Here is a 25,794-nt window from a genome sequence, read left to right on the forward strand (position 1 = left end):
CCGTCGACGAGCTCCGCGCCACCGCGCACCCCATCCGCCTGGGGTGGCGCTCATGGTCGTGGCCGCGGTACCGGTGCTCACCCTGGCGCTCCGTCCCTCCGTCCCGGCGTTGATCGTGTCGTTCGCGGTCGCCGGAGCCGCCATCGAGGTCTTCTCGATCGCCTGGGACCAGTCCCTGCAGACGAAGGTGCCGCGGGATGTCCTGGCCCGCGTCTACTCGTACGACGCCGTCGGGTCGGTCGTCGCCGTGCCGTTCGGTGAGGCCCTGGTCGGCCCGCTCGCCCACACGGTCGGCACCACCCCGACGCTGCTCGGCTGCGCCGTGCTCATCGTCGTCGCCACCGTGGCGGCCGCCGTCACGCCGAGCGTCCGGCGGGTGACCGTCCAGGAGGCGCGTCCCACCTGATCCCGCAGGCTCCGGTCCCGCGGGCGTTCTCCACCGGAACGCACCGACCTCTGCCGATGGGTGCGACGCAGCACTACCGTGTGCGCATGGCCCAGGAGGACGAGACACCGGTGGCGGAGACGACACCCGCGCAGCACATCGACGCGATGATCGCGGCGCACCCGGACTGGCGCGGGGCGCTGCTCGCCGACGCCCGCACGGCGATCCTGGCGGTGGACCCGGCGATCGAGGAGACCTGGAAGTGGCGGGGCGCCCCGGTGTGGGAGCTCGAGGGGATCCTGGTCGTCGGGAACGTCTTCCAGCAGGCGGTGAAGCTCGGCTTCATGTACGGCGCATCACTGGCGGACCCGGACGGCCTGTTCAACGACGAGCTCGGCGGCAACCAGCGCCGGGCGATCAAGTACTCGGCGGGTGGCACCTTCGACGCACCGGCGCTGCAGGCGCTCGTGCGTCGGGCGATCGACCACAACCACGCCCGGCGCGCGGCCAGCCGCCGGCGCTGACCGGTCGCGTCAGCTCGTGGCGGCGCTGCGGGCGGCGCGGTCCTCGGCGACCAGCAGGCGGGCCTCCCGGGCGCGGGCGCGGAGCTTCTCGACCGGGACCTCGACCGCGTAGGCCGCCCCGATCGACACCACGACAGCTGCGGCGAAGAGCCAGACGTCCCCGAACCAGCCGATCGCGAACGTGCCGAGCAGCGCGATGACGAGCGGGTGCCAGAGGTACGCGGAGTACGACACCCGGCGGCCGAACCAGGCGATCGGGCTCCAGGACAGCGCCTGGGACACCGGCGTCCGCACCGAGACGAGCCCGCCGATCAGCACCGCGGCGAAGAGCCCGGTCACCGGCATGAGCAGGCCGAAGGTCCAGGCGTGCTCGGTCCAGTCGTCGCCGATCCAGAACTGCACCCCGAGCACCACCGCCGCACCGACCCAGGTGCCGACGTGTCCGGCGAGCCCCGCGGCGAACGCCCGGAACCGGTCGTCGTCGAGCAGCAGGGCGAGCAGGCAACCGGTGGCGAGCGGCACGACACCGAGCACGGGGGAGAAGTACACGTCCGGCGTGGACCCGCCGGAGGGGGTGCGGTAGCTCAGCCAGGTCGCGGCGGAGGCGGCGACGATCACCGCGGACAGGCCGATGACGAGTGCGCGACGACGGCGTCCGAGCGCGAGCAGGACCACGAGCACCGGCGGCCAGACCAGGTAGAACTGCTCCTCCATCGACAGGCTCCACGTGTGCGCGAACACGCCCTGCGTGGTGTCCCAGAACGACCGGTAGAGGTTGCCCGTGTAGGTGAGGGCGATGAACGCGGCCTCGCCCGCCGAGAACGAGGCGCCCTTGTAGTCGCCGACCCAGTTCCAGAGCAGCAGTCCGGCGACGACCAGGGCGACCAGAGCCGGGTAGAGCCGGAGCAGGCGCTTCCACCAGAACGTGCCGAGTCGCACGGTGCCGGTCTTCCGGCGTTCGCGGAGCAGCAGCGTGGTGATGAGGTAGCCGGAGAGCACGAAGAACACGGTCACACCGATCCACCCGCCCTCGAACTGCGGCACGTGCAGGTGGTACAGGATCACCATGACGATCGCGACGGTGCGCAGGCCGTCGAGGGCCAGGGCGCGGGAGGCGAGGGGTGCGGGCGCGGTCGACTGTACGGGGACGGCTGCGGTCCCCGCCCGGTGGACGGTCGTCGGGGATGGCGCCGGGGCTGCGGTCCGGGTCATCCCGCCAGTGTGCTCCGGCAGTCCATGAACCGGCTCCGAGCTGTCCGGTCACGGCCGGAGCGTCAGACCGCCCGCCGTCCCGTCGTGCTCGGCCGCCCCATCGTCGCCGTCAGGGCCTCGAGTCGCTCGGTCGCCAGATCGGGCAGCGTCCGGGTCTCGCCCGGGGTGATCCACTGCGCGAACGCCAGGTGGAACACGGTCACGCGGTGACGGCTGTCACCCGGTGACGGCTACTCCGCCTTCTGCAGCTGCCAGGGCTCCGGCTCGCGGTCGCCGTTCGGGCGGACCGGGCGGACGTCGCCGACGATCGGGATCGAGCGCTTCCGCATGAACCACACGTAGCGGACGAAGAAGTGGGTCAGCGTCGACATCCGGTTGCCGTTGCCGAGCAGGCTGGTGATGTGGACGAACACCCACGCCGCCCACGCGACCGGCCCGACCATCGTGATGCCGCCACGGAGCTGCGCGACGGCGGCGTTCGTGCCGATCGTCGCCATCGTGCCCTTGTCGAAGTACTTGAACCGCTCGGTCGGCTTGCCGGCCAGACGACGCTTGATCTGCTGGGCGACGTGCTTGCCACCCTGCAGGGCCGGCTGCGCGAGCTGTGCCAACGCGGCGTCCTGCGCGGCGATGTCCCCGGCGGAGAAGACCCGGTCGACGCCCTTGACGCTCAGGTCGTCGTTCACCTGGATGCGGCCGCCGTGGGTCTGCGGCAGGCCCCAGTTGCCGACCTCCTTGTGCGCCGAGACGCCGGTCGCCCAGATCACCTGGGAGGCCGGGATGACCTCACCACCGGCGAGCCGGACGCCGTCGGGCATGACCTCTTCGACACCGGCGTTCAGGCGCAGGACGACGCCACGCTTCCGCAGGATCTTCGCCGCGTACCGACGCAGGCGCGGGGCGAACGGCTTGAGGAGCTCACCGCTGCGGTGCACGAGCGTGATCGAGATGTTGCCGCGTTCGATCTCCGGGTACGCACCGACCAGTGCCTGGTCGCGGAGTTCGGCGAGCGCGCCGGCCATCTCGACGCCGGTCGCACCGCCACCGACGATGACGACGCGGATCTCGTCCGGGCCCTGCTTCGCCGCAGCCTGCTCCAGGCGGGTGAAGAGCTCGTCGCGGATGCGGAGCGCCTGCGACCGGGAGTACATCGAGTACGCGTACTCGTAGGCGCCGGGCGTGCCGAAGTAGCTCGTGTTCACGCCGTTGGCCAGGATCAGGTAGTCGTAGTGCAGGTGCTCGCCGTCGGACATCTCGGCGATGCGCTCGTCGTGCCGGATGCCGGTGAGCAGCCCGTGGCGGAAGTCCGCGTTCGACTGCCGGGCCCGCAGGCTGCGCAGGAAGTACGTCACGTCGCCGGCGTTCAGCCCGCCGGTCGCCACCTGGTACATGAGCGGCTGGAACATGTTGTAGACGTGGCGGTCGACGAGCGTGACACGGACCGGAGCGTCCTTCAGCTCACGCATGGCGGCGATCCCGGCGAATCCACCGCCGACGATGACGACGTGCGGGCGGGTGTCCTGCGGCATGGTGAGCTCCGGTTGTCGTGCGGTCTGGGCCACCCAGAAGGGTACGCCGGTCCGGCGTCTCCGCGGTCCACCCCTCGGCGGACGGCCGGGAGGCGCGGGTCCGGTCCGTCGAGCGGGTCGCGGAGACGCCGTGCCTCGGTGGCCCCGCGGCCCGGTGGCCCCGCGGCCCGGTGGCTCGGTGTTCCGGAGCCCCCGGTGGTCAGCTGCCCTGCTGCGGGGTGATCGTGGCGCCGCCCGGGAGCTCCTGACTGCTGCCGGTGCCGGACTGGCCGCGCGGGCCGTCCTGCCCGGTGCCGGTGCCGGGGCCGCTGCCACCGCCCGGCACCGTGAACGAGGAGACGCCGTGGCTCGCGACCGCGTGCCCGACCGCGAAGCCGACACCACCGCCGACGAGCAGCGCGCCGAGGCCGATCGCCGCCGCGACGACCGGCCAGAACCACGGCGGGTGCGGGGTGTTCCGACCCGCGGGTACCGGGCCCGGTGTTTGTACCGGGCCCGGCGCTGCTGCGGAGGCCGATGCCGCTGCGGGCGCCGCGGTCGGCGTGCCGTACCAGGACGGCGGGGGCGGCGAGAGGGTGGCGGTCGGCGCGGCAGCAGGGGCTGCGGCCCACGCGTCGTGGGGTCCGTCGGTGCGTTCGTCGGGTCGTCGTCGCGGAGGGGTCGTGTCGCTCATGTCAGCAGTGCACCCCGCGGACCTTGCAGGAGTCGAAGACCCGGCTGTCCCTGCGCTGCGCATCACCTGCGCTGTCGACCACCGTGCTGCGGAGCACTCCCAGGTGGTCACCGGCCACCGGCATAGTCTCGGGTGATGCGCGCGCTGGTGGAGACGGTCCGGGTCGACGGGCACCGCGTCCGACTCCGGACGGTGGCGCCCGCCGGCCGCCTGCACGACGCGTTCGCCCCCACCGTCGTCCTGGTGCACGGCATCGGCATGTCGCACCGCTCCTTCCGCCGACTGCAGGCCGCGCTGTCCCGCAGCCACCGCACCGTCGCCGTCGACCTGCCCGGCTTCGGGGGACTGCCGTACTCCGGCCGTCGCTTCGAGGCGCACGAGTACGCCGACCTCGTCGTCCGCGCGGTCACCGAGCGCGGCGCCGGGGACCTGGTCGTGGTGGGGCAGTCGATGGGCAGCCAGGTCGCCGTCGAAGCGGGCCTCCGGCACACCGACGTCGTGTCCTCGGTCGTGCTCATCGGACCCGTCGTCGACGACCACCGCCGTTCGCTGGTCCGGTTGGCCGCGGCACTCGCCGTCGACTGCGCGTTCGAGGGTGTCCGGATGAACGCCGTCGTCCTCACCGACTACTTCCGGAGCGCCGCTCAATACCTGCGCGAACTCCGGCCGATGCGCGACTACCGCATGCTCGACCGGGTCCGCGCTCTCACCGTCCCGGTGCTCGTCGTCCGCGGCGAACAGGACCCGATCGCGAAGCACGACTGGGGGCAGCGGGTCGTCGGAGCGGCCGCACGCGGAGCCCTCGTCGAACTGCCCGGCGGCCACCACGTCCAGGAGCGGCAGTCCGTCGCCGTCGCCCGGCTCGTCGAGGAGTTCCGGCGGGTGCAGACCCTCGAGGCCAGTCGGGACGAGGTGCCGCGGTGACCGACGCGACCACCGGCGGAGGCGGGGGGACGCGGACGACGCCGGGCGTGCCTCCCGTCCGGGTCGGACTCGTGCGACGTGCACGGTGGGCGCTGCTGGACTGGGTCTACGCCGCCGTCTGGCAGGCCCGCAGCCTCGGCCCGACCACCGCCGACGACTACCGGACCGGCGACCGACAGGCCGTCGTCGTGATCCCCGGCGTCTACGAGACCTGGCACTTCATGCGCCCGCTGATGGACGTGCTGCACGACCGCGGTCACCCGGTGCACGTGCTCACTGTGCTCCGGCACAACGTCAAGCCCGTCCCCGTGTCGGCGGAGGAGGTCATGGCGTACCTCGACGAACACGACCTGCGCGGGGTCCTCGTCGTCGCGCACAGCAAGGGCGGGCTCATCGGCAAGTACGCGATGACCCGGCTCGACCCGCACGGGCGCATCGACCGGATGGTCGCGGTGTCGACGCCGTTCGCCGGCTCGAAGTACGCCGTCCTGGCACCCGTCCGACACCTGCGGGTGTTCCGTGCCGCCGACCCGGTGCTGGCGGGCCTGGCACGCGAGCTCGACGCGAACGCCCGGATCACCTCGGTCTACGGGGTGTTCGACACGCTCATCCCGGGCGGCAGCGAACTGACGGGCGCCGAGAACGTGCGGTTGGACCTCGGCGGGCACTTCCGGATCCTCGGCGACCGCCGGACCGCGGCGGCCGTGCTGCGGGCGGCGGACGGGGACTGACGGCATCGCTGCCGCCGGTGACACCCGGGCGCTACGCTCAGCCCCGTGGCCAGCCGGAGCATCTACGTGGAGACCGTGATCGACGCCGACGTCGACGCGGTGTGGGCTGCCACGCAGGACCCCCGACAGCACGTGCGGTGGGACGTCCGGTTCTCCGAGATCGTCCCGGAGCCCGCCGAACCGGACGGGTCCGCACGCTTCACCTACGTCCGCCGGTCCGCCGTCCACGACGTGCACGGCACCGGCATCTCGCTCGGCGAACGACGACGCGACGACGGCACGCGTACCTCGGCGCTCCGCTTCGCCACCCGGGACCGGCTGTCCCCGATCCGGACCGGTCGCGGCTACTGGCGGTACGTGCCGACCGACGACGGCCGGACCCGGTTCGTCACCGGCTACGACTACGACTCCAGGTGGGGGCCGCTCGACCTCGTCGTCCGGCCGCTCCTCGGGTGGGCGACCGCCTGGAGCTTCGACCGCCTCCGCATCTGGCTCGAGGGCGGAGCCGAGCCGGAGGCGTGGCCGCTCACCAGCGCACTGGCCGTGTGGCGGCGGGACCGGCCACGGGCCTCCCGGACGCTCCGCGCACCCGCCGGCGGGACGCGTCGAGCCGACCACCTGCGGGACGCCCCGGCGACCCTCGCGACCCTGGCTCCGCCCGGTGCGAGGGTCAGGCCCGGTGCGACCGCCAGGCCCGGAGGGATCGCATGAGCTCGGTGTTCCGGCAGGCGCTCGGCGCCGACTTCGACCGGCTGCACCCGATGATGCAGCGGAGGTTCGGCGTCGGACTCGACGCTGCTGAGGCGTGCGTCGGGCACGGCACCATGCAGTCGATCCGACGCGGGCCCTGGTGGACCGTGCCGTTCCTGCAGATCGGTCGGCTCCGGAACATCCTGGTCCCCGACGTCGGCGACGACGTCCCGTTCACCATCGAGAACTACCCCTACCGCGACGTGCTCGGCCGCGAGACCGTGACCTTCGTCCGGACCTACACCGTTTGCTCCGGGCGCACGGCACGGTTCGACGCGACGATGGTGCTCGTCGACGGCCGGGTGCTCGACTACCTCGGCTCGCACCAGCACCTGGCGGTCGACCTCGACCTGGCCGTCGACGAGCGCGGCGGGCTCGTCCTGACCTCGGACGCGCAGCGGTTCCACGAGGGGCCGCTGTCGTTCCGATTCCCGATGCTGTTCAGCGGGCGGGCGATCCTGCGCGAGTGGTGGTCGGACGACGACCGGTCGTTCCACGTCGACCTCGAGGTGCACAACCGACTGTTCGGGTTCCTCTTCGGCTACCGCGGCTCGTTCACCTGCGAGTGGGTGCCGGCGACGGACGCCCCCGAGCGGTTGAAGCCGCGGCGGACCGAAGCGCGGACGTAGCCCGCCGCGTCAGATGTCGAGGACGCCGTCGACCGCCGCGCCTCGGGACGGGATGTGGCCGGTCGCGACGTCCTCCTCCAGGTGGACCGTGACGTACTGCCGGTCGATCGGGTACCCGGCGTCGTCGAAGACCCGGTACCGCCTGCGCAGTCGCAGGAACGGCACCGCCGTGTGTTCGAACGAGACGACAACCTCGGTGTCCGGCCAAGCGCCGTCGACGTCCACCTGCACTGCGCGGTAGTCGCTCCGCACCCGGGTGACGGTGTCGGTGTCGGCTGACCACATCACGCTCGGTTCGCTCAGGCCGACGAACTGCTCGCGGACCGCCGCGACACTGCGCTCGACCGTCTCCGGGTCCGGTTCCGGCGTCTGCCAGGAGGCTCCGCTCGCGCCCGTCAGGTCGAGTCGCCCGACCCACGGGGCGCGTCGGGCCTGGAGCGCGGCGTCCTCTGCAGCCCACACCGCCTCGAGCTCCTCGAGGTCCCCTCCGCCGTCCTCGTCCGTGGCCGGGACGGAGGCGTGGTCCTCGGTGACGACGGCCGACGGCAGGCCCGCGGTGACGTCGACGACCACCTCGCGGGGTTCGTACACGGTGTCCCAGCTGCGCCAGGGCCCGCGTTCGCCGAACGGCACCTCGACCTGCCGAGGGCCGGCGGGGTGGAAGCGCAGGGTCATCCGGCCGTCCTCGATCGAGACGGCGTCGACCAGGTGGTCGACCAGCACGGTGGTCCGCTCGTCGGCCGGGGTGATCCGGACGATCTCGGTCGGCGGGGTCGGGAGGGGAGCGCTGACCGGGCCGTCGTCGGCGTCGTCGTCGTCCTGGTCGTCGTCGCTGCCCGGCTGGCGACCGATGCTGACGGTCCACTGGCTGGCAGTGCCGACGAACGTCTCGTCGTCGTCGTCGTCACCGTCACCGTCACCGTCGAGGGGGTCGGGGCGGTCCTCGTCCTCGTTCTCTTCTTCGTCTTCGTCGTCTTCCGGCTCGGTCCACGTGTCACGGTCGGGCCAGAACGGGGCCACCGGGGCCCACTCGAGTGTCTCGGGGTCGATGCGGGACAGGTCGTCGTGGTCCTCGGCCGTGCCGCTCGACTCCTCGGTCCAGAACGACGCATCACGGGGATCGCCGACCCACAGCCCCTCGGCGTCGACCCCGATCGGTCGCCGGTCGCCGAGTTCCACGGACCGCGGCGGTTGCTCGGGCGACAGGAACACGGCCGTCCGGGACGACTGCTCCATGTCCTCTGCCGCGTAGACGATCCACACGCCCGACGGGCTCGGCCAGACGTCCGCCCCGTCGACGGCGCCCGACGGCAGGGGTGCCGTCGGCCAGGTCAGCCACCGCTGGAACTCGTCGCCCTCGACCACCGCGGCCACCGGGCGGCTCGTGTCCGGGACGATCGTCACCGGTCCGACGGCGACGACGTCGAGCGGGTCGAGGGGGTCAGGCACGTCGGGCAGATCCTGTGCATCGGTCACGTCGACGACGGTAGTGGCTGAGCCTCGTTCCTGCCGTCCCGGCCACGGGCCGGACGGGAGGCGCGTGCCGTCCGGTCCCGCGCCTCCCGTCCGACGGCGGTCGCGTCCGCACCGCGGACCGTCAGTCCGTCGTCAGCCGGACCTCCGCCGGCGCGTCCCGACCGATCGTGACCGTGGACTCCGCGCTGCCGGCGCGCACCGCGTACTCGCCCCGGAACCCGCGCAGCCGTGCGCGCCCGGAGTCGTCCGTGCGGAGGGTCGTCGGCCCCGTCCACCACTCGTCCTTCACGAGACGACGGAGGGCGTCGTACGACGGCTTCGGCGTGCCGTCCGCGCGGACCAGGCCGATCGGGGCGTTCAACCAGGCGCCCCGGTCGGTGACTCCCCAGTAGGTGATCGCCTGGACCGCGGGGTGCCCGACCAGGCTGCGGTAGTGGCGTTCGAGCTCGTCGGCCTGGCGCGCCTCACCCTCCGGCGTCGAGGGCCATGAGTCCACCTGGTGGTCGTTGAGGTCGACGATGTGCGCGGGCATCAGGTCGCCGGACACGAGCGAGGTCTCGGTCAGGTGCAGCGGCAGGCCGTACCGGGCGAAGCGGTCCACCATCGCGAGCATCGTGTCCTCGCCCCAGTAGCCCTGGTGCATGTGGGTCTGCAGGCCGATGGCGTCGATGCCGATCCCGGCCTCCAGGACGCCCTCGATCAGGCACTCGTACGCGTCCGACAGGTCGAAGTCGTTGAGCAGCAGCGTGACCGACGGGTTCGTCGCGCGTGCCTCGTCGACGGCCATCCGGATCATCGCGAGGCGGCCGCGTGCCCGGGCGAGGGGTGTGATGCCGTTGTCGCCGTTCGCGAAGTGCGGCATGATCACGACCTCGTTGATCGCGTCCCATGTGTCCACGAGGCCGGTGAAGTCCCGCACCTCGCGGCGGATCCGTTCGCGCTGCAGCCGCTCGACCTCGTCGGTGTCCAGCCCGAGCAACCAGTCCGGCTGCACGGTGTGCCAGACCAGCGGGTGCCCCTTCGTCGCGACGCCGCGGTCACGGAACCAGGCGGCCGTCCGCTGCAACCGCTCGGTGTCGGGGCGGCCGCGCTCGGGTTCGAAGCGGCCCCAGTAGAACGGCAGCGTGGCGGTGTTGAAGACGTCGAGCCAGAGGTCGGCGAGCTCGGGGGTGCCGACGTCGTCGGGGTCGTGCTCACCGTTCGCGAGGCCGATGAAGTCGAACCCGATGTTGCCGAACCCGAACTCGTGACGCCGCTGTTCCACGACGACCTCGGTGCCTGCCCGGGGTGTGCCGTCGGCGTCGGCCACGGTGACGATGAGCTCGCCGGTCCGGTGTGCTGTGTCGTGCTGCGTCTCCATCGACGGCCTCCCGCATTTGTTGTGAACGGGAACTTATCAGGTCGGGGTGATGGAAGCGAGCGTGTCCTCCTGGGGCTGTCGGCGCGTGGAGGACCTGTCTCCCACGCACACAGCTCGTCTCCGGAGCGCGTTCCTCGGTGCTGCCCCAGCCAGTGGACGTCTGCCGGCAGGTCAGGAGCAACGTGCCGTGCGCGCTTGCCTGTTGTCGGGGTGGGCACCGGGTTCAGGGGCGTGCTCGAGCGGGATGCACGCGGCGATCTGAGGCCCGCACTGGCGTCCCCGAGGGGGAGTGCCCCACCCTTCTCCGGATGCGTGGACGGTGTTGCATTCGACGCCCCTTCACCGGGCGTATTCGCGGGACAGTCATACGGGAATCCCCAGGTCAGGGAGGATGCGGGCAAGTTGTCATGGTTGTCGGCGTCAGCCGTGTACCGGTGGGCGACCCTCATGCGGACAGCTGCGAGCTCCGTTCAGGGTGCCTGTTCTGCCGATACGCCGAGCCGCACCGCCAGCTCCATCGAGCGCAGACGAGCCGGTGAGAAGTCATAGGGCATGGCCTGGATCGCCTCCGCCGCGCTGGTGACCCGTGTGTCCTTCGCCGTGTCGGAAACGGGCGCCGTGTCGGTGTCTTTGGGCAGGTGCAGTTCGTCCCAGGCATCGAAGAGAACGTCGTCCTCCTCCAGCTGACCGGACTCCTCGATAACGCTCATCAGAGTGGTCTCGAAGGCGTGCCGCTCGGCCGCCACCTGCGCCACGCGAGGGTCATCGACGGCGACCGTATCGTCGAGTGCCGCTTCAGCGGCGTCGACGCGGTCGGACTCGGTGCGCAGTTCGGGGTGAAGGGCGAGGGTGAGGAAGCGGCTGGCCTGAGCGATGGCGCCGAGGGGACCGAAGATGCGCTCGGTGACCAGGAGGGTGTCGAGGTCGTCCTGGCGCAGCGAGCCCACGGGTGCGGCCTCGAGGCGGCTGGAAACGAAGTCGTCGAGCAGCCCCAGCCGGCTGCCGAGGGTACGCATGCGCTGCACGGAGCTGAGCTTCTTCTGCAGCTCGGCCATCTGCGCGACGAGGGTGTCCTCGAGCCGCGCGAGGACACCGGCGACCTCGTCGTCGCTGTCAGGGTCGGCGGGTGCGCCACCGGTGAACGCATCGCGGACGTCGTCGAGGGCGATGCCGGCGTCGGCCATGCGTCGGATCCAGAGCAGTCGGATGATCTCTGCATAGCCGTACCGGCGTCGACCGTCGCTGCCTCGCTTGCGCTCCGAAAGCAGGCCGACCTGGTGGTAGTGGCGGATTGCGCGCGGAGTGGTGCCGACGAAGGCCGCGGCGTCGCCGATCAGGACCTCACGGGGAGGCGTCGGGAATGGGTGCATGACGGGCCTCCGGGCTGGGGACGAAACTTAACGTGCTTCGAGCAGACCACATGACGCTGCGGCAGGTGCAAGCCGATCTCACGTAGGACGCTGACGCCGGTCAGCTGGCGTGTACATCGCTCGCCTGCAACACCTGTTGTTGAGGGCTGCTAGATCAGTGGTGAGGGTCGGCGACTTATTGCTTTACGGGCCGAAGATGTGACCGGTGAGTAATCGGCTAACGGACGGAGCTGGCAGGGGTGCCGTCTTCCCACATCAGTGCTGTTGCCTGCTCCTCGTGGATGAGCAGGTCGCGGATCAGGGGCGCGTTCTCGACGGGGCAGGACAGGGCGATGAGGTTCTCCGAGATCGCGTCGACGAGACACCCGCGCTGGGCGTAGCGTCCTGCGATCGACCGCCACGCCGCGGCGAGGTCCGGATCTTCGCCGAGCCAGAGTCGGAAGGTGGCCTGGTTGCCGTGCTCGCTGACGCTCGTTGCCACGAGCGATCCTTCCGCGGATCTGACGGTGGCTACTGTGTCGTCGTAGTTCACGCCGTACACCCATGCGGGTACTGCACGAACCTGCACCAGGTCCGGCCCGATCGTCTTTGCGTTCAACGCTTCCCAGAACACGTCACCAGAGTCGGAGGGAAGCGCGAACCAGACTTCAGTGTCCGCGTCGGACGCCGATTGCGTCGGCACAAGCGAAGATCCCGCCCATTCGGCCGTCCGACTGGGGTGCTGCCGGTACTCGCTCATGGCGGCAATCTAGCCTCGCCATGCACCCGACCGCACTCGGTTTCGGTCGACGACACCGCCCGACCTCGAGCCCGGTTGACGATCGGCTACCGGGCGAAGGACGCCAGCTTCATCGGGAGACGCAGTGTGCTTGGTGCTGGATCAGGTTCCACTCAAGCGTTGTTGCTCATCAGGGCTTCCTCGTGCTGGACGAACCCGTCGGGCGCATCTGTTGACAGCCGGCCAGCGATCGTCGCGGCGAGGAGCGCGGCGAGGAAGGGCACGAGCGTAATCGCGGAGGAGACCGCCGCCTTGACTGAGAAGGCGAGCTGGGTTCCGTACACGCCGGTCGACAGCGGGAACACGAGGACCGAGGCCAGGACCGGCAGGAGCAGCAGCGACCAGGTCCAACCCGGCCGACGGAGGACGACGAGCCAGACAGCGAGCCATGCACCCGTGATGATGCCCAGAGAGAGTGCGGGGTGCACCGGCGGGTTGAAGAACCCGGTCTGGATCGACCACCACAGAGCCGTCACGGCCAGGACGAACAGCGCACCCATCGCCCGGCGGCGGATCGGCGCCCCGGTGACGAGGAGGACACTCGCGCTCACGGCGAGCCCGGGCACCACGGTGAGGACGATCGAGATCAGCAGGACCACCGGGACGCCGCCCGCGAGCCCGTTGTAGCGCTGCACGAGCCCGAGTCCCAGGCCCCCGGCCAGGAAGGACACCGCGGCGAGGACCAGGAGGACCGGGATCGTCGGGATCGTGTGCGGTGTGCTGCGGACGGAGCCGGGCATCGTGGTCATGGTGTTCCCCCAGGTGGATCGGTGGCCGGCGCGTCGGTGGAAGAGCGCCGTGGTGAGTGCGCCGAACGCGACAGCGGTCGGCGAGAGGTCGAGCTCGTGTGCGTCACGGACGTCGGCGAGCCACTGCTCGTGTCGGGGGGCACGCTGCTCCAGCGGCGAGGCGGCGACGGCAGCGGAGACGAGCAGCCGGTCGAGCGCGCTCACTGGGCCACCGGCCGGTGCGTCGGACGGGCGGTCCCCGCAGTGCGTGCCGCAGCACGGGCCGCATCCCCGCGGGCCCGCACCAGTTCGCGCGCAGCCACCGCGCCGTCGGCCGTGAACTCGTGGAGTCGTCGCCGTGGACCGGAGCGGTCAGCGTCGTCATCCCACGAGGAACGCGTCCAGCCCTGTTGCTCCAGGCGCTCCAGGATCGGGTACACGGTGCCGGCCGGTCGGCCGGTCGCCTTGATGACGAGCAGCCCCCAGGTCGGTCCGTCGCTCGCGAGCAGTGCATCGAGCACCTCGAGCGTGGGAGCGGTCACGCGTCTGATCGGGTCCATCCCCTGAATCTACCTATATAGTACAAGAAGGTCAAGGGCCTGTAGCAAGCTTCTGTGGTGGGCGTCCGGTCGACCATGGTCTACCGGGCGGGTCGAGCGTGCAATCGCACCTCCGACTAGGGCTTCGCCCCGTTCCCGAACGACCCGTGCAGCGTCGTCCCCGCGAACGCAGTTCCGTCGATCACCCCGTGTACCCGAGCGAGCGTGGCGTCGTCCGCCGGGGAGACCCCGATCGTCAGCGAGCCGTAGTCGATGCGCATCGTCTGCGGAATGCTCGCCTCGAGTCCGGTCACGCCCGGAGTGGAGGCGAGCGTGGCCAGTCCGGACGCGACACCGAGGGCGGTTTCGTCAGGGATCTGCTGGTCGAACGTGCCCGAGTAGGTGACGGAGGAGAGGACGTGTCCCGGCCCGGCCGGCACCTGCAGCGTGAGGGTGACACCGGTCCAGGCGATCCGCTCCGCCATCGCGACCGGGACCGCCGCCGCTTCCGACGGGGTTGCGTCCGGGTCCATCGTGACCACGAAAGCGCTCGAGAACGAGTGCGTCTCGGTCGCACCGGCCGGGGGTGTGGGACGAGCGGAGGGCGTGGGCACCGGCGGGAGCATGGGATCGTCCTGGGAGACACCGCCGATCGGCGGCGGTGCAGCCGGGCCGGCGTCGCGGTTGTTCCATGCGTCGAGGCCAGGGGGCGTGACGTCCGTTCCGTCGGCGGCGGTGTAGCGCTGGTGCAGCTCGATCCGGTTCGCCGCGCTCGCGACGCCGGGGCTGGCCTGCACGGTGCGGAGTGCGTCGTGGAGGGTGGACGCGACCTGCGGGTCCAGCTGCGGGACCGCCGCCGCTGTCGTGGCGGAGGAGGCCGTGTCTCCCTGCCCGGCCGCGCACCCCGTGACCGAGACGAGCGTGATCACGAGGGCTGCGGTGACGGCGGCGGTTCGCTGGAGCATCCTCCGACCGTACGGGCACGGACGACCCGACGCATCGACCGTTCGGCACAGCTGGTGTGAGACGGTGCCCGGCCGGACACGACCAAGTCCGGCGAAGCACCGTCTCCATAGGCGATCGGTGGGCGGTGCGTGCGAGCACGCACCTCTTCCCCGGCTGGTACCCCGTGGTTACCGTGGTCACATGGACTGCTTCGCGAGCTGGCGCACTCGCAACTGAAGGGACGGCTCTGGCCGTCGCCCTCCTCCACCCCGGCCCCGGGTGTGGAGCCTTCAGACTGCTCACGAAAGAAGCACAACCATGCACATCCGCGACTGCACATCGCTCGACCTCCCCGCGCTCACCGCACTCACGATCGAGACCTTCCGGCCCCTCCTCGCCGGCTCCCTCGTACAGCTACGGGCCGAAGTCACCGCGCACGACCACGGGCACTGGGAAGACGACTACCGCCACGAGGTCCCGTCTCTGCTCGCTCCAGACGAGGGCCGCTTCATCACACTCGCGGAAGAACATGGCACACCGCTCGGCTACGTCGGCTGGAACACCACCGGTGCGACGTCCGGACGACTGGAGATGGTTGCCGTTCACCCTGACGCTCGTCGGCAAGGGGTCGCGCGAGCGCTCTGCTTGGCGGCGCTGACCAGGCTCGGAGAGCTTGGGGTCACCGTGGTGCACATCGGAACGGGCGGCGACGAGTTCCACGCCCCGGCACGAGCCCTCTACGAATCCCTCGGCTTCATCCCGTACCCGACCGTCGACTACGCCCGGACGCTCTGATCGGAGCCGGGAGGGCTACCGAGCGCAGCCCTCCCGGCCTGATGAACTGCACCTGACGGCGTCTCGATAGCCGATCGTCAACCGAACGTGCTGCTGCCGCGGATCGGCGGTCAGTCAAAGGAGCTGAGCGCCTCCGCGTACTTTTCGGCAGTATCTCGTGTCTCTGCGGTGACGAGGAGAGCGTGTGCGCCGATGCGTCGGGTGAATGATCCGTGGCACGGGATGACGATGATCTTGGTGAGCCCTGCGCGCCACGCGGGCACGAGCTGCTCGAGGCTCTCCCGCTCCGGGCTTCGTGTCGTGCGCGGCGATGTACGTTCCTGGAACAGGGTGCTGTTCCACACGTCGTATTCGTCGGTGAACGCTGCGTCGCCGAACCAGTCCTGCCAGGACGGCCCGACAAGCTGAGCGAGTAGCTCTTTCCGCTCCTGCGAAGCGAGCGGCGAAGACTGCAGCCGATCGAACAGGAGCGGGTCTCGTTCTTCGCCAGCATGAGCCACGCATGCGCGCCAGATCTCGGGACAGGAGCTCGCCCAGGCTTCGACCTGCGAGTCGTTGAACGCGGGTTCCTGCGCCGGAGTTGCAACCAAGCGCGGTGGTAGGTCCTCCCCGATCGGGTCGAGTCTCCAGGCCTCACGAATCCAGAGCAGATCGAGCAACGCGTGCACGTCGTCCTCGATCGTGATCCGCATGTCGTGAGGCCAGGGATTCCCCGGCATCGGGTCAGTCGTGAACACGCGACCTCCTTCGCTCGTGTTCAGCGAAGCACTCAAGTGCCGAGCGGGCAACCGCCGTCGTGATCACCATCAGAAGAACGGCCGAGCAGCAACGGTCGAGACACGTCGGCGAATCACCTTCGCCACGGGTGGTAGGTACGTCCGGTAGCAAGTCGTTCAACGGACGTGCTTGTTCGAAGCTGCCAGGCGGGGACCCTCGATGGTTCTGGTCCCGGGTGGGGCTCCGCTCTCGGACGCCTACGTCTGAGAGCGGAGCTGAGGATTTAGCGGTTGGGGTGCGCTTGTCGGTTGACGCAGCGGTAGACGGTTGCGCGTCCGATGCCGAACAGCTCGGCGAGTTCGGCGACCGAGTGCGTGCCAGCTTCGTGGACCTCGAGGAGATGGCGTTGTTGCGCGGGGCTGAGTTTGGGTTGCCGGCCGCGGAGGTGGCCTTTCGCTTTCGCGATCTGCATTCCTTCGCGCGTTCGGGCGCGGATGAGGTCGGACTCGAACTCGGCCACCATCGCGAGGACGTTGAACAGCAGACGGCCGACGGGGTCGTTCGGGTCGTGGACGGAGCCGCCGATGTTGAGCTTGACGTTCTTGGCGGTGAGTTCGTCGACGATGTCCTTCGCGTCGCGGAGGCTTCGTGCGAGCCGGTCGAGCTTGGCGATGACGAGTGTGTCCCCGTCACGACAGGAGGCAAGCGCTTCGCGCAGCCCTGGTCGTGATCTGTTCGTGCCAGTCAGGCCATGATCGGTGTGGATGTTGGGCGGGAGGACTCCAAGCCGTTCCAGCGCGACGCGCTGGGCGGTGAGGTCCTGTTCGTAGGTTGAGACGCGGGCGTACCCGATGAGTAGAGCGGTCATGGCGCGAGGATCCGCCGACTTCCCGAGTCCGCCTCGTCTCGCACCGCGATCGGCCACCGGACAGCGGGCAGCTACTCCTCACTGCCATCACGTCGACCTGGTTGGATGGAGTCCATGTGGATCCCCGGACTCATTGCCGGGCCGGCAATCGTGGCGGTAGCGGTCACCGCGTTCGTGCGTCCGGCACCGATCGCGCAGTACTTCGTCGACGCCCAGCAGGGCAGCCGCGGTCCGCAGACTGCGATGACCCCGGGACTCGTCCGTGTGCTCGCTGTAGGGCTGGCAATGATCGGCATCGTCTGGACACTCCTGTCTATCTTCGGTCCCCCCGAGTGATCGGAGAGTCGAAGGCGCGACCAAACGGAGTCCGGTAGCCGATCGGCCAGCGGACGCTGCTGTCGATGGCGACCTGTTCGAGGATCGTCCGCACCGTTTGTTCACCAGTGAGGTCGGCGCTGTCGATCCACTGTCCTTGATCGCCGAAGCCGGCTCGCATGGTTGCGTCAAGTTCGGAGTAGCCGTCGAAGTCGAACTGCTCGTCGGCGCTCCGTGCGGCATTGCGGTCGCGGCAGGCTGCTTCGCCGGGAGCGAGGACGACCAGTCGTGCGCGCTGCTGTGGGAGCTGCCGGAGGAGGCGATCGAGATTGTCCCGTCCGGGGAGGACGCAGTCGATGATGGTCGTGAAACCGCTCGCCGTGAAGTTGTGCGCGAGCGCGCCGATGTTGCGGTAGCAGAGTTCGACTTGTCGTTCTGCTTCGTCGGCGGGGTGACCGAGTGGCCAGACCGCGCCGGAGACGATCATCGCGTTGAGGTCGTCGGCGCCGATCCGCACGGCACGAGGGAGCGCTGCAGCAAGGGCACGGCTCACCGTCGACTTTCCAGCGCCCGGCATACCGGTCACGACCCAAGCCACCGCTGCGCTCGTCGAGAGGTCGACGGCTCCGTCAAGCATCGGTGTGATCCTCCGCCCAGAGCCACCGCAGCGCATCGGGAAGTAATACCCCGCCGTGGTTCGGGGAGTGCGACCCGTCGCCGACGACGAGCCGGAAGTCATAGCCAGCTCTCGCGAGCGCGGACGCGGTGTCGAGGCTCTCGGCGAACCAGTTCCACGCTCGCTCGTTCCAGTGGAGGTCTCTGTGCGCAGCATGCAGGAACACGCGGGTGGGTCGCGGTGCTTCGGCCGCGAGGAGCTCGGGGTAGGGGTTTCCGCCCGGCATCTGCGCGAAGCTCGGGTTGAATGCGATGACCCTCCCGAACCCGTCAGGGCGAGTCCATGCTGCTGTCAGGGCGGCATTGCCGCCGCTACTGCCGCCGCAGATGCCACGGTTCATCGGTTCAGCCGAAACGCCGTAGCGAGACTCGACCTCTGGTAGGACTTCCTCCAGCAGGAAGCTCGCGTAGGTGTCATCAAACGCGTCGTACTCGGCATTGCGGTGCTTCGTCGGTACGCCGTCGACGTTCACCACTCCGGGGTCGACGAACACGCCGATCATCTGCGGAAGGACGCCGTCCGCGGCGAGGTTGTCCAGCACGGTCCCCCCTCGGACCGCGCCGTCTGGATCGAGGTACCACCAGCCGTCATTGAAGACCATGACCGCGCTTGCAGCATCAGCGAGATGTCCTGCGGGGCGATGGACCCAGACCTTCCGGGAAGTCCCCGGGTACCGTTCGCTCGAGCCGAGGTGGAGTTCCTCAATCGTGCCGGCAGGGACGTCAGGTCGGATCGCTGAGTCGGGTCCGTACTCGTACGAGACGTCCCGCTGCCCGATCGGGAGAGCGGCGAACGGCACTGTCGGAGACACGACCCGACTCTAACGACCAACCTCACGAGCAGACAGGCGCCGTCACACTCCGTGCCGGTAGCGGATTGGTCATCGGACGAGCCGCACTGTTGTTCCGATCGGGCCGAAACTGGAGATGGCACCGTCGGCGATGAAGCCGTTTCGTCGGTAGAACGAGTGAGCGCGCGGGTTGTCGGCCGCGACCCACAGTGACGCCGGCCGTTCGCCGAGCACAGCGTCCAGTAGCGCTTGACCTGTTCCGCTCCCGTGCGCGTGCTCGAGCACATAGAGCATGCTCAGCTCCTCGGGCCGGACGGCGGCCGGTTCTTCCGCGGTGGCCTGGACAGCGGCGAACCCGATCATGCCCACCTCTTCGATGGCGACCACCGCTGTGAAGGTCTGGTCTTCCAGGTTCGATGACCACATGCTGACGCGCCGGTCGACGTCGAACCAGGGGTTGGTGTCGGGGTCGTCCACGAACCGCCCGTAGGTTTCGCGCCAGGAAGCGGCGTGCAGGCGGGCAATGCTCGCCGCGTCATCGATGGTTGCCGCCCGGATCACGGCGGTAGCTGAACCACGCTCTCCCATGTCCTGACCGTACCGATCGACGTGGCGGGATGGGTCATAGAGCTCCTGACAGCCGGCGCCCTGTCGCGGTAGCCGATCGGTCACCGGGCGTGGCTCCCTGGAAGGATGACAGCGTGCGCATCTCTCCTTGGCCTGCTCAAAGCGGGGCTCTCCTCCTCCGCGACCCTCGGCCCGAGGAAGCGGACCAGGTCGTCGCCCTGCGGAACAACCCCGTCGTCAACCGGTTCATGCTTCGCACACACGTCGACCCGGATGCCTACGCCAGAGAGTGGGCGAGCATCCCCGACAGTGACACTGACTTCTCGTGCGTCGCTGAGCTGAACGGCCAGCTCGCCGGCCTGGGGTTCCTCGACGTCACCGACGGCCTGGGGCAACCAGGAATGCCCCAAGGCACGCAGGGCGTCATCGGCTACATGCTCCAACCCGACCTCGCCGGACGAGGACTGGGAACGGACCTGGCCCGCGGGCTCCTGGCCGCAGCATTCGACGCGCTCCAGCTCCGGCGTGTCACAGCAAGCTGCAACGCAGACAACATCGCCTCCGCCCGCGTCCTGGAAAAGAACGGCATGCGACGCGAGCAGCACGGCGTCGGGGATTCCTGGCACGCCGACCTGGGATGGGTCGACGGCTACCAGTACGCCATGCTCGATCGCGAGTGGGCCGTCGCTCGAACCGTCCGATAGCCGATCGGGTGCCGGACGGGGCGATATACTGTCAGCGACGAAACCTCCGCCGACCACGGCGGAGGTTTTCTTGTATGAGCACCCCAACACCCCTGACCATCACCACCGCCGACGAACGACACCGCCCTCAGCTCGAACAGCTCTGGACCATGTTCCGGCACGAGATGTCCGCGTTCACCGGCACGCTCCCCGATGAGCGCGGCCGCTTCCGCCAAGAACGACTCGACGCCGGCCTTGCGGAGCCGGGCTGGTCGGCACACGTATTCCACCTCAGACCGCACCCGGTCGGACTCGCGGTCCTCCGCGGCCTCGACGAAGAGGAACACATCATCAGTAGCTTCTTCATCGCGCACGGAGTACGACGCTCTCGCATCGGACGTGCCGCCGTGACGGAACTGACCGCTGCGCACCCGGGGAGATGGGCGGTGGCCTACCAGGACCGCAACGAAGTAGCAGCGAAGTTCTGGCGCACGGTCGCGACCGAAATCGACCCGACGTGCACGTTCGAGCACCACGCCGTCCCAGGTGTGGGCAGCTTCGCTCCGTGTCGTCGGAATCGCTTCCTTCGGTGTCGGGACGTCGCGGGTGCGCGAGACGGCCCGCGTGACTTGGGGTTCGGGTGCATAATGGTGGTGTCTTCGGACCCGGTAGTGGGGCTTGCCGGACCCAACCTCGACAGTTGTCGACAACAGTCCCTATCTCAGCTGGTCGCGCTTCTGCGCGCCTGAGGTAGGGAGTGTCATGACAGCACCAATCGGTTCCGGACCGGTCGTCGTCGGCGTCCTGCCCGGCCTCGCTCCGGGGGTCATCGAGGTTGCGTCGTCTATCGCGCGGCGCTTCGGTACGACGCTGGTGTGCGTCAGCGTGGATGCATCGCTCTTCGATGCCGGTACGCGCTCGGACGGGTCGGTGATGGTGGAACCGATCGACCCTGACACCGCTGACACGACACCGCAGGGCTTGTCGGACAGTGACAAGGCGGCAGTACGTGCTGCCGCAACGACCTACGGCGTCGACGTCACGTTCGTCCCGGGTGTCGGGGATCCGAGCCGGGCACTGTCGCAGGTGGCCGAAGACCGCGACGCGGCGATGCTGGTCGTCGGGGCCAGGACGGGAGCGGGTCGAATCGCGGAGTTCTTCACGGGGTCGGTCGCGGTACGGCTGACCCATCAGCAGCACCGTTCAGTGCTCGTAGTGCCCGTTGATCCGGTCGGGTTCGATGCCCCACTGCCGTGGGACACCCCGTGACCGGCCAGCTTGTTCTGCTCCGCCACGGACAGAGCACTGCGAACGCTGCCGGTACCTTCACCGGCTTGCGAGACGTCGCGCTGACCGAACAGGGCAGCGCCGAAGCGAATCGGGCTGGGTTGCTACTTCTGCATGCCGGCATCCGACCGGACCTCGTGCTCACGTCGACGCTCGAGCGGGCGCTCCACACGGCGGAGCTCGTCACCGACGTCCTCGGACGTGATGCGCCGATCGAGTCGACGTGGCGGTTGAACGAGCGGAACTACGGCGCCCTCACCGGCATGTCCAAGCAGAATGCGCAAGCGGCGTTGGGGGCGGAGCAGTTCTTCGCTGTTCGTCGGACCCGCACGGGACGGCCACCACGCATGTCGATCCGCGCGTGGCTGGCGCTCCGGCGGACGCCGGCGCTTCGTGGACTGCCGTGGGCGGCACTTCGTCGAACCGAAACACTCTCCGACGTCATCCGCCGGGTCCAACCCGTCCTGTCGCACAGCATCACCCCGGCACTCCGCGACGGGCAGACAGTGCTCGTCGTCGCGCACGGCAACTCACTGCGGGCACTGTGTGCCTGCATGGACGGCCTAACTGACGGTGAGCTCGCGGACCTGAACCTCCCCACGGGCGAACCCCTGATCTACCGGTTCGACGGCGACGGTGGGTTCTGTCCGCGGGGTGGGGAGTACCTGCATCCGGCAGCACGAGCAGCAGCGGCAGCGGTCGCTGCGGAAGGTGGAACATGACCTCCCGAACGGACACGCAGCTGCCCGATGGGCAGCTCCCGCCCGACCCAGACATCGACGCCAACGACCCGGAACGTATCGACCGGCCAGTGCATCTGCGGTGGCGGTACCTCGGTGTCGTCGCACTCGGCGGCGCCATCGGTACCGCCGCACGCGACGGACTCAGCACCGCGTTCCCCGCTCAGCAGGAGGTGTCCTGGGCGATCTTCTGGATCAACATCGCCGGCGCGCTCCTACTGGGTGTGCTGCTGGAACACCTCGCGCATCGCGGACCTGACGAGGGTCGCCGCCGGACACTGCGCCTGCTTCTGGGAACCGGTGTCCTCGGCGGGTTCACCACCTACAGCACCCTCGCGACCAGCACCGCGGTGTTGTTCCTCGCTGGCCGCGGGTTGGCCGGCACCGGGTACGCGCTCCTGACGGTCCTCGCCGGCGCGATCGCCACCGGTAGCGGCCTCGCGATCGCGGGTTTGGTCCGACCGAACGGGGCCACATCATGAGCGCCCTGGCCTTCCTCAGCGTCGCGGTCGCTGGCGGTGTCGGCGCGGCCGCACGGTTCTTCGTGGATGGTGCGATCAACCGGGGTCGGCAGTTCCGGCTCCCGGTCGGGACGCTGACGATCAACATCACCGGCTCGTTCCTGCTGGGCTTGATCACCGGCGCCGCCGGTCACCTCGGCGCCACCCCCGTCGCGGTGCTCGGAACAGGGCTCATGGGTGGCTACACCACGTTCAGCACCGCCAGCTTCGAGACCGTCCGCCTCGCACGCACTGGCCGCACCACCGCGGCTGCCGTGAACGGGCTCGGGATGCTCGTCGTCTCCGTCGCCGCAGCCGCCGGGGGCGTCACCCTCGGCACCCTCACTTGACCATCCGACTGGGAGACGAACAGCTCATGCACTTCGACATCACGATCGAGATCCCCCGCGGCAGCGGCAACAAGTACGAGGTCGACCACGCCACCGGACGGATCCGCCTGGACCGGGCGGTGTTCACCAGCATGGTGTTCCCGCAGGACTACGGCTCGATCGACGACACTCTCGGCGATGACGGCGACCCCCTCGACGCGCTCGTGCTGCTGCCCCGGCCCACGTTCCCCGGCGTCGTCATCGACGTCCGCCCGGTCGGGATGCTCCGCATGGTCGACGAGAACGGCGGCGATGACAAGATCCTCACCGTCCCCGCCGGAGACGTCCGCTTCGACCACGTCCAGGACATCTCCGACGTCGCCGAGCCGGTCCTGGCGGAGATCGAGCACTTCTTCGCCCACTACAAGGAGATCGAGCACGGCAAGCACGTCACCACCAACGGGTGGGCGAACCGTGTCGACGCCGAAGCCATCATCCGCGCCGCACAGGAACGGTTCACCCCGCACCCCTGACCGGCACCCGCGCACCCGACACCATCCAGTGCGCGCCCTGAACCGCCGTGGGGAGGCAACTGGCGCCCAGTGATCGCCAGGAGGTCGTCCCTCCGCCTCCCCGCGGCCCACACCCGCACGACCAACCCGAAAGGCGACAACCGCCGTGAACGACTACATCAGCAACGTCCACCACACCACCCACCATCAGGGCGAGTACGTGACCCACACCAGCCGCCCCGTCACCATCAGCAGCCTGCACGGCTCCCGGATCCTCGACTCCCGCGGCTACCCGACGATCCAGGTGCGTCTCGAGCTCGAGGACGGCACCGTCGTCACCGGTGACGCCCCCGCAGGCGCATCCACTGGCGCGCATGAGGCTGTCGAGCTTCGCGACGGCGGCAGCAGCTACGGCGGCCGCGACGTGAGCCAGGCACTGCACCTCATCACGACGGACGTCGCACCGATGATCACCGGCCAGTCGTGGACCTCGATCGGGCAGGCCGACGCCGCCCTCGCTGCCCTCGACGGCACCCCGAACCACCGCCGGCTCGGCGCGAACAGTGTCGTCGCGACCTCGATCGCGATGGCACGCGCTCTCGCCGCCGCAGCGGAGCTGCCGCTCTGGCGTTGGATCGCAGACGTCACCGGCAGCACGCCCCGCCTGCCCGTCCCGCACTTCAACGTGCTCAACGGCGGAGCGCACGCAGCGAACGCGCTCGACTTCCAGGAGTTCATGATCGCCCCGGTGAACGCCGAGACCATGACCGACGCGGTTCGGATCGGATCGGACGTCTACCACGCGCTGGCGGCACTGGTCCGGGAACGGTTCGGCAGTCTCGGTCTCGGGGACGAAGGCGGCTTCGCCCCGTCGATCGCCGCGCCCGAGGAGGCCCTCGACCTCCTCGTCGCCGCGATCAGTGCCGCCGGTTACGAGCCCGGCGTGGACACCGTCGCGATCGCACTCGACCCGGCGGCGAACGAGTTCGCGCTCGGTGACGGTAGCTACCGGGTCGTGGACCGCCGGCTCGACCGCGCAGGCATGGTCGACTACTACCGCGACCTCATCAGCCGGTATCCGATCCGGAGCATCGAAGACGGCTTCTCCGAAGATGACCACGGCGGCTGGAAGGCGATGTCGTTCGCGCTCGGCGACATGCTCCAGATCGTCGGCGATGATCTCTACGTCACCGATCCGCAGCGCATCCGCGACGGTGGGAAGGACGGGCTCTCGAACGCGGCGCTCATCAAGCCGAACCAGATCGGCACCGTCTCCCAGACCCTCGACGCGATCGGCGTCGCACGCTCGCTCGGGATGCGGAGCATGGTGTCGCACCGGTCCGGCGAGACCACCGACACGTTCATCGCGGACCTCGTCGTCGGCACCGGAACCGGACAGATCAAGTCCGGCGCACCCGCCCGCGGAGAACGCGTCGCCAAGTACAACCGGCTCACCGAGATCGCGGAGAACAATCCGGAGCTGCCCTACGGGCTGCGCTGACCCCGACCGGTCACCTCGTGGGCGACGCGCAGGAAAGCAGAACCAGCTGGCTGAGGCTCTCCCGACCAGATCGCCCGCAACGGCCGGGCAAGTGGCGGCCCAGCGAGCGGGACCCGCACCAGCGACCCGTCGTTGATGTCGGCGGCGACCGTGCGAAGGCTCATCACCGCCGGTGCAATTCCAGCCTGCGCGTTCGCCCGGATGATGCTCGTGGTCTCCAGCACCGCGGCCGGAACCGACATGCTCAAACCGGCCTCCCTGAGCCATGCGGCGAGGGTCGCGCGAGTTCCGGAACCTTCTTCCCGCAGGAGCAGAGCCGTCGCCGCCAGGACCTCCGCAGTGATCCCGGTCGACCGAGCCCAGGGATGTTCCGGCGCAACGACGACCGCGAGCTCATCGTCCGCGATCACCTGCGCGGACACACCTGCCGCCGTCACCGGGGTCTCCGTGAACCCGAGGTTCGCGCCACCCGACTGCACGAGGTCCGTCACCGCGGCGGAGTTGCCCGCGATCAGGCGCACCCGCACGTCGGGTTCGCGGCGGCGGAATTCGAGCAGCCAGCCCGGCAGCAGCAGCTCCGCGATCGTCTGTGACGCTGCGACGACGAGCGAACCCGTGGGAGTCCGCAGCGCAGCCACTCCTGCTTCGAGGTGGCGAGACGCGTCGAGGACCGGTCCGGCCAGCCCGACGACGAGCCTGCCGGTCTCGGTCAGCACCGACCCCGTGGTCGAGCGGTGCACCAACAAGTGACCGACCATGCGCTCGGCGACCCGGATCCGAGCAGACACTGCCTGTTGCGTGACGCCGAGCGCTCCAGCGGCAGCGGAGAGGGAGCCGGTCTCGGCGACGCGTGCGAGCACGTCGAGTGTGTCGAGGTCGAGGGTTCGGTCCGTGAGTCGCCGTAGTGCCACAATCATTGATTGTGCCCTGCCAAGAGGTTCCGGGTACCGCCAGAGGCAGG

At 69.6% G+C, this 25,794-nt stretch carries 33 protein-coding genes; 16 read left to right on the forward strand and 17 right to left on the reverse strand.

Features of this window, described 5'->3' with window-relative positions; translation table 11 throughout:
* The first annotated feature begins 52 nt into the window (after positions 1-52).
* Both JOD51_RS03495 and JOD51_RS03500 read left to right on the forward strand, forming a co-directional pair.
* Complete coding sequence (locus JOD51_RS03495; protein WP_204607057.1) at positions 53-406, forward strand: MFS transporter; 354 nt, start codon at positions 53-55, stop codon at positions 404-406.
* Between the two features lie 86 nt (positions 407-492).
* Positions 493-909, forward strand: a complete 417-nt coding sequence (locus JOD51_RS03500; protein ID WP_204607058.1) for a DUF1801 domain-containing protein — start codon at positions 493-495, stop codon at positions 907-909.
* A gap of 9 nt (positions 910-918) precedes the next feature.
* Here JOD51_RS03500 and JOD51_RS03505 read toward each other — a convergent pair whose 3' ends face one another.
* The 4 genes from JOD51_RS03505 to JOD51_RS03520 all read right to left on the reverse strand — a co-directional run bounded on the left by JOD51_RS03505 (position 919) and on the right by JOD51_RS03520 (position 4,323).
* On the reverse strand, positions 919-2,121 hold the full coding sequence (locus tag JOD51_RS03505; RefSeq protein WP_204607059.1) for an acyltransferase family protein: 1,203 nt from the start codon (positions 2,119-2,121) through the stop codon (positions 919-921).
* A 62-nt stretch (positions 2,122-2,183) separates the two neighbouring features.
* Complete coding sequence (locus JOD51_RS03510; RefSeq protein WP_204607060.1) at positions 2,184-2,324, reverse strand: hypothetical protein; 141 nt, start codon at positions 2,322-2,324, stop codon at positions 2,184-2,186.
* 27 nt (positions 2,325-2,351) lie between these two features.
* A complete protein-coding gene (locus JOD51_RS03515; RefSeq protein ID WP_259559221.1) occupies positions 2,352-3,683 on the reverse strand; it encodes an NAD(P)/FAD-dependent oxidoreductase in 1,332 nt (443 codons plus the stop codon).
* Between the two features lie 166 nt (positions 3,684-3,849).
* The gene (locus JOD51_RS03520; protein WP_204607061.1) at positions 3,850-4,323 is read right to left on the reverse strand and encodes a hypothetical protein; all 474 of its coding nucleotides are present in this window, start codon (positions 4,321-4,323) and stop codon (positions 3,850-3,852) included.
* Positions 4,324-4,458: 135 nt separating this feature from the next.
* On the opposite strand from JOD51_RS03520, the gene JOD51_RS03525 reads away from it, so the two are divergent.
* From JOD51_RS03525 to JOD51_RS03540, 4 genes are read left to right on the forward strand one after another with little or no spacing between them, the layout of a single operon-like run.
* Positions 4,459-5,247 carry an alpha/beta fold hydrolase gene (locus tag JOD51_RS03525; RefSeq protein WP_204607062.1) on the forward strand — a complete coding sequence of 263 codons (789 nt, stop codon included), beginning with the start codon at positions 4,459-4,461 and terminating at the stop codon, positions 5,245-5,247.
* Positions 5,244-5,978 (forward strand): esterase/lipase family protein, encoded by a 735-nt coding sequence (locus tag JOD51_RS03530; protein ID WP_307839385.1) that lies wholly within the window; start codon positions 5,244-5,246, stop codon positions 5,976-5,978. The genes JOD51_RS03525 and JOD51_RS03530 overlap by 4 nt, the downstream gene beginning before the upstream one ends.
* 45 nt (positions 5,979-6,023) lie before the next feature.
* Positions 6,024-6,689, forward strand: coding sequence for an SRPBCC family protein (locus tag JOD51_RS03535; RefSeq protein ID WP_204607063.1), 666 nt, complete (start codon positions 6,024-6,026; stop codon positions 6,687-6,689).
* Positions 6,686-7,357, forward strand: coding sequence for a DUF4166 domain-containing protein (locus JOD51_RS03540; RefSeq protein ID WP_204607064.1), 672 nt, complete (start codon positions 6,686-6,688; stop codon positions 7,355-7,357). Before JOD51_RS03535 ends, JOD51_RS03540 begins: the two co-directional genes overlap by 4 nt.
* Before the next feature lie 9 nt (positions 7,358-7,366).
* On the opposite strand, the gene JOD51_RS03545 is transcribed toward JOD51_RS03540, so the two are convergent.
* The 7 genes from JOD51_RS03545 to JOD51_RS03575 form a co-directional block, all read right to left on the reverse strand.
* A complete protein-coding gene (locus tag JOD51_RS03545) occupies positions 7,367-8,833 on the reverse strand; it encodes a hypothetical protein (protein ID WP_204607065.1) in 1,467 nt (488 codons plus the stop codon).
* 121 nt (positions 8,834-8,954) lie between these two features.
* On the reverse strand, positions 8,955-10,193 hold the full coding sequence (locus JOD51_RS03550; RefSeq protein ID WP_204607066.1) for an endo-1,4-beta-xylanase: 1,239 nt from the start codon (positions 10,191-10,193) through the stop codon (positions 8,955-8,957).
* Between the two features lie 470 nt (positions 10,194-10,663).
* The gene (locus JOD51_RS03555) at positions 10,664-11,563 is read right to left on the reverse strand and encodes a helix-turn-helix domain-containing protein (protein WP_204607067.1); all 900 of its coding nucleotides are present in this window, start codon (positions 11,561-11,563) and stop codon (positions 10,664-10,666) included.
* A gap of 217 nt (positions 11,564-11,780) precedes the next feature.
* Positions 11,781-12,302 carry a DUF4265 domain-containing protein gene (locus JOD51_RS03560; RefSeq protein WP_204607068.1) on the reverse strand — a complete coding sequence of 174 codons (522 nt, stop codon included), beginning with the start codon at positions 12,300-12,302 and terminating at the stop codon, positions 11,781-11,783.
* Positions 12,303-12,454: 152 nt separating this feature from the next.
* Positions 12,455-13,294 (reverse strand): hypothetical protein, encoded by an 840-nt coding sequence (locus JOD51_RS03565; protein WP_204607069.1) that lies wholly within the window; start codon positions 13,292-13,294, stop codon positions 12,455-12,457.
* Positions 13,291-13,629: a PadR family transcriptional regulator gene (locus JOD51_RS03570; RefSeq protein ID WP_204607070.1), complete on the reverse strand. Its 339-nt coding sequence runs from the start codon at positions 13,627-13,629 to the stop codon at positions 13,291-13,293. The genes JOD51_RS03565 and JOD51_RS03570 overlap by 4 nt, the downstream gene beginning before the upstream one ends.
* Before the next feature lie 116 nt (positions 13,630-13,745).
* Complete coding sequence (locus JOD51_RS03575) at positions 13,746-14,573, reverse strand: hypothetical protein (RefSeq protein WP_204607071.1); 828 nt, start codon at positions 14,571-14,573, stop codon at positions 13,746-13,748.
* Positions 14,574-14,871: 298 nt separating this feature from the next.
* Here JOD51_RS03575 and JOD51_RS03580 point away from each other — a divergent pair, with 298 nt between their 5' ends.
* The gene (locus JOD51_RS03580) at positions 14,872-15,348 is read left to right on the forward strand and encodes a GNAT family N-acetyltransferase (protein WP_204607072.1); all 477 of its coding nucleotides are present in this window, start codon (positions 14,872-14,874) and stop codon (positions 15,346-15,348) included.
* A gap of 110 nt (positions 15,349-15,458) precedes the next feature.
* Here the strand turns inward: JOD51_RS03580 and JOD51_RS03585 are convergent, their stop codons facing one another.
* Together JOD51_RS03585 and JOD51_RS03590 are read right to left on the reverse strand one after the other, a co-directional pair.
* Positions 15,459-16,085, reverse strand: a complete 627-nt coding sequence (locus tag JOD51_RS03585; protein ID WP_259559227.1) for a hypothetical protein — start codon at positions 16,083-16,085, stop codon at positions 15,459-15,461.
* A 263-nt stretch (positions 16,086-16,348) separates the two neighbouring features.
* Positions 16,349-16,933, reverse strand: a complete 585-nt coding sequence (locus tag JOD51_RS03590; protein ID WP_204607073.1) for a recombinase family protein — start codon at positions 16,931-16,933, stop codon at positions 16,349-16,351.
* Positions 16,934-17,047: 114 nt separating this feature from the next.
* Here JOD51_RS03590 and JOD51_RS03595 point away from each other — a divergent pair, with 114 nt between their 5' ends.
* A complete protein-coding gene (locus tag JOD51_RS03595) occupies positions 17,048-17,269 on the forward strand; it encodes a hypothetical protein (protein ID WP_204607074.1) in 222 nt (73 codons plus the stop codon).
* Here JOD51_RS03595 and JOD51_RS03600 read toward each other — a convergent pair.
* The 3 genes from JOD51_RS03600 to JOD51_RS03610 form a co-directional block, all read right to left on the reverse strand.
* On the reverse strand, positions 17,247-17,885 hold the full coding sequence (locus JOD51_RS03600) for an AAA family ATPase (protein WP_204607075.1): 639 nt from the start codon (positions 17,883-17,885) through the stop codon (positions 17,247-17,249). The genes JOD51_RS03595 and JOD51_RS03600 overlap by 23 nt on opposite strands.
* Entirely contained in the window at positions 17,878-18,735 is an 858-nt protein-coding gene (locus tag JOD51_RS03605) for an alpha/beta hydrolase (RefSeq protein WP_259559233.1), read from the reverse strand. Before JOD51_RS03605 ends, JOD51_RS03600 begins: the two co-directional genes overlap by 8 nt.
* Before the next feature lie 69 nt (positions 18,736-18,804).
* Complete coding sequence (locus JOD51_RS03610) at positions 18,805-19,302, reverse strand: GNAT family N-acetyltransferase (RefSeq protein WP_204607076.1); 498 nt, start codon at positions 19,300-19,302, stop codon at positions 18,805-18,807.
* A 113-nt stretch (positions 19,303-19,415) separates the two neighbouring features.
* Between JOD51_RS03610 and JOD51_RS03615 the strand changes: the two genes are divergently transcribed.
* The 8 genes from JOD51_RS03615 to eno all read left to right on the forward strand — a co-directional run bounded on the left by JOD51_RS03615 (position 19,416) and on the right by eno (position 24,833).
* Complete coding sequence (locus JOD51_RS03615) at positions 19,416-19,985, forward strand: GNAT family N-acetyltransferase (protein WP_204607077.1); 570 nt, start codon at positions 19,416-19,418, stop codon at positions 19,983-19,985.
* Between the two features lie 74 nt (positions 19,986-20,059).
* Positions 20,060-20,713, forward strand: a complete 654-nt coding sequence (locus JOD51_RS03620; RefSeq protein WP_204607078.1) for a GNAT family N-acetyltransferase — start codon at positions 20,060-20,062, stop codon at positions 20,711-20,713.
* A 13-nt stretch (positions 20,714-20,726) separates the two neighbouring features.
* Entirely contained in the window at positions 20,727-21,233 is a 507-nt protein-coding gene (locus JOD51_RS03625) for a universal stress protein (protein WP_060915497.1), read from the forward strand.
* Entirely contained in the window at positions 21,230-21,973 is a 744-nt protein-coding gene (locus JOD51_RS03630; RefSeq protein WP_055960826.1) for a 2,3-bisphosphoglycerate-dependent phosphoglycerate mutase, read from the forward strand. The genes JOD51_RS03625 and JOD51_RS03630 overlap by 4 nt, the downstream gene beginning before the upstream one ends.
* Positions 21,970-22,473, forward strand: a complete 504-nt coding sequence (locus tag JOD51_RS03635; RefSeq protein ID WP_239539765.1) for a fluoride efflux transporter FluC — start codon at positions 21,970-21,972, stop codon at positions 22,471-22,473. Before JOD51_RS03630 ends, JOD51_RS03635 begins: the two co-directional genes overlap by 4 nt.
* Positions 22,470-22,841: a fluoride efflux transporter FluC gene (locus JOD51_RS03640; RefSeq protein ID WP_055960823.1), complete on the forward strand. Its 372-nt coding sequence runs from the start codon at positions 22,470-22,472 to the stop codon at positions 22,839-22,841. The genes JOD51_RS03635 and JOD51_RS03640 overlap by 4 nt, the downstream gene beginning before the upstream one ends.
* A 26-nt stretch (positions 22,842-22,867) precedes the next feature.
* Complete coding sequence (locus tag JOD51_RS03645) at positions 22,868-23,353, forward strand: inorganic diphosphatase (RefSeq protein ID WP_055960822.1); 486 nt, start codon at positions 22,868-22,870, stop codon at positions 23,351-23,353.
* 145 nt (positions 23,354-23,498) lie between these two features.
* On the forward strand, positions 23,499-24,833 hold the full coding sequence (gene eno, locus JOD51_RS03650; RefSeq protein WP_083393829.1) for a phosphopyruvate hydratase: 1,335 nt from the start codon (positions 23,499-23,501) through the stop codon (positions 24,831-24,833).
* Here the strand turns inward: eno and JOD51_RS03655 are convergent.
* Positions 24,818-25,750: a LysR family transcriptional regulator gene (locus JOD51_RS03655; protein ID WP_208385475.1), complete on the reverse strand. Its 933-nt coding sequence runs from the start codon at positions 25,748-25,750 to the stop codon at positions 24,818-24,820. The genes eno and JOD51_RS03655 overlap by 16 nt on opposite strands.
* Positions 25,751-25,794 lie beyond the last annotated feature (44 nt).

It is taken from the genome of Curtobacterium herbarum (genome assembly GCF_016907335.1).
GTDB lineage: Bacteria > Actinomycetota > Actinomycetes > Actinomycetales > Microbacteriaceae > Curtobacterium > Curtobacterium herbarum.